The organism is Streptomyces sp. PA03-6a (genome assembly GCF_033792765.1).
In the GTDB taxonomy this organism is placed as follows: Bacteria; Actinomycetota; Actinomycetes; order Streptomycetales; family Streptomycetaceae; genus Actinacidiphila.
Map to the genome: position 1 here is coordinate 1 of NZ_JARAVK010000507.1, position 2404 is coordinate 2404.

A 2404-nucleotide genomic window follows, 5' to 3' on the forward strand; every position below is an offset into this window, starting at 1 on the left:
CACCGGCCCCTCCGGGCTTTCCCTTCGTTGTCTCCAACCTTACCAGATCCGTTTCGCGTTTCCGCTCTTCGTTTCCGGCCCCCTATTGGAGCGGGGTTTGTCTTCCGGCTTTCGCCTTTCGACGTCTCCGACTTTATCAGACTCTTTCGCGTCCGATTACCGTCGGGGTTTTGCCTCTATGAATAGCGACACAAAAGACCACTCAGAAAGTTCTTTCTGAGAGGTGCGATGCGATCGATAGTCTTTCGAAGCGGGCTAGATTCTAGCCGCTGGCCCTCAAACATGTCCAGTTCGAGGCAACTGCTCAAATCTACCTCCCCGTGCCACCCGTGTCAACAGGCGTCTTGGGGCGAAGAGGAGACTAGCAGGTCAGCAGCGTCGGATGCACATCGTCGGCGTCGGCCGTCCGGGTCACGCCGCGGTGGGCAGGACCTCGCTGCGGTCCCCCCGGTCCAGGTCGCCCGTCTCGCCGGCGAGGGCCGCACGGCGCCCGATGACGAAGACGTAGACGAGGAAGAGGAGCTCGGCGGTGACGCCGATGCCGATGCGGGCCCAGGTGGGCAGACCGGAGGGGGTGACGAAGGCTTCGAGGGCGCCGGAGACGAAGAGGACCGCGGCGAGGCCGATGGCCATGCCGATGGCGGCCCGGCCTTCTTCGGCGAGGGCCGTACGGCGGGGGCGCGGGCCGGGGTCGATGACGGTCCAGCCGAGGCGCAGTCCCGTGCCGGCAGCGACGAAGACGGCGGTCAGTTCGAGGAGGCCGTGCGGAAGAAGCAGCCCGAGGAAGGTGTCGAGGCGGCCCGCGGAGCCCATCAGGCCGAGCCCGAGACCCAGGTTGAGCATGTTCTCGAACAGTACGTAGAGGACGGGGAGCCCCAGGAAGACGCCGAGGACCAGGCAGTAGCCGGCGGCCATGGCGTTGTTCGTCCAGACCTGGGCCGCGAAGGAGGCGGCGGGGTGGCTGGAGTAGTACGCCTCGTACTCGCCGCCGGGGCGGGTCAGGGCGCGCAACTCGTCGGGGGCTGCGATGGCGGACTGGACCTCGGGGTGGGTGGCGACCCACCAGCCGATGAGTGCGGCGACCGCGGTGGAGACGAGCGCGGTGGGGACCCACCAGTGACGCGAGCGGTACATCGCGGCGGGGAAGGCGCGGGTGAAGAAGAGTACCGCGTCGCGCCAGCCGGGGGTGCGGGCGCCGGTGACGGCGCTGCGGGCGCGTGCGACCAGGGTGGTGAGCCGTCCGACGAGTGCGGGGTCGGGGGCGCTGGACTGGACGAGGGAGAGATGGGTGGCGGCGCGTTGGTAGAGGGTGACGAGTTCGTCGGCTTCCTCCCCGGACAGGCGCCGACGCCGGCGCAGCAGCGTGTCGAGCCGGTCCCACTCGTGGCGGTGGGCGGCTGCGAAGACGTCGAGGTCCATGGGCGCTGCTCCTGGCTGGCCGGGGAGGTCCCAGCTTGGCAGACGGGGCACACTGGTCGCTCCGGGTCCGGGGTGGGCAGGAGGAGGGTTCCCGCATGGGTGAGGCGAGCGCGGCGGGCGGTGCCGGCCGGCTGGTGACGGGTGAGGCGGTCGAACTGGGGTTGCACCCGGCGAAGCTGCCGAGCCGGGCGCTGGCGGCGGCGCTGGACGGCGTCGTGTACATCGGCGGTTATCTGGTCGTGTCGATCGTGCTGGTGGTGGCGACGGCGTCGATGGACGGGGCGGCGGTGGCGGCGGTGTACGTGACCTCGCTGGTGCTGGTGCTGTTCGGGGTGCCGATCGCGGTGGAGACGCTGACCCGGGGGCGGTCGCTGGGGAAGCTGGCCTGCGGGTTGCGGGTGGTGCGGGACGACGGCGGGCCGATCCGGTTCCGGCACGCGCTGGTGCGCGGGGCGGTCGGGGTGGTCGAGATCCAGATGTTCCTCGGGGTGATCGCCTGCATCGCCTCGCTGGTGTCGGCGCGCGGTCGGCGGATCGGAGACGTCTTCGCGGGGACGCTGGTGGTGCGGGAACGGATCCCGGTGACGCGGTCACCGCGGCCGATGCCACCCGCGCCGCCGTGGCTGGCGGGGCAGTTGGCGGGGGTGGACCTGTCGGCGGTGCCTGAGGGGCTGTGGCTGGCGGTGCGGCAGTACCTGTCGCGGATGCATCAGCTGGATCCGCAGGTGGGCTGGTCGATGGCGGAACGGCTCGCGGGGGACGTCGTGGCGTGCACGGGGGCCACGGTGCCGGAGGGGACGCCGCCGGCGGGGTTCCTGGCGGCGGTGGTGGCGGAGCGGCAGGCGCGGGACGCGCGCCGGGTCTTCGGCATTCCGGACGGCGCTCCGGTCGGTGCTCCGGTCGACGGGGTCGTCGAGCCGGGGGGCTCTTGGGTCGCGGAGCCGGGGAAGGGCCGGGCGCCGGTGCCGCCTGCGGCGGGCTGGGT

The 2404-nt window shown here is 71.3% G+C and carries 2 protein-coding genes; one reads left to right on the forward strand and one right to left on the reverse strand.

Features of this window, described 5'->3' with window-relative positions; translation table 11 throughout:
* Positions 1-411 precede the first annotated feature (411 nt).
* Positions 412-1419 carry a stage II sporulation protein M gene (locus PV350_RS46125; protein ID WP_500339251.1) on the reverse strand — a complete coding sequence of 336 codons (1008 nt, stop codon included), beginning with the start codon at positions 1417-1419 and terminating at the stop codon, positions 412-414.
* A 95-nt stretch (positions 1420-1514) separates the two neighbouring features.
* Here PV350_RS46125 and PV350_RS46130 point away from each other — a divergent pair.
* On the forward strand, positions 1515-2404 hold an 890-nt coding region (locus tag PV350_RS46130; protein ID WP_500339252.1), incomplete at its 3' end, for an RDD family protein.

Bases quoted from the DNA above. Each gene is read 5' to 3' on its own strand.
- PV350_RS46125 (WP_500339251.1), bottom strand. From the start codon at position 1,419: ATGGACCTCGACGTCTTCGCAGCCGCCCACCGCCACGAGTGGGACCGG.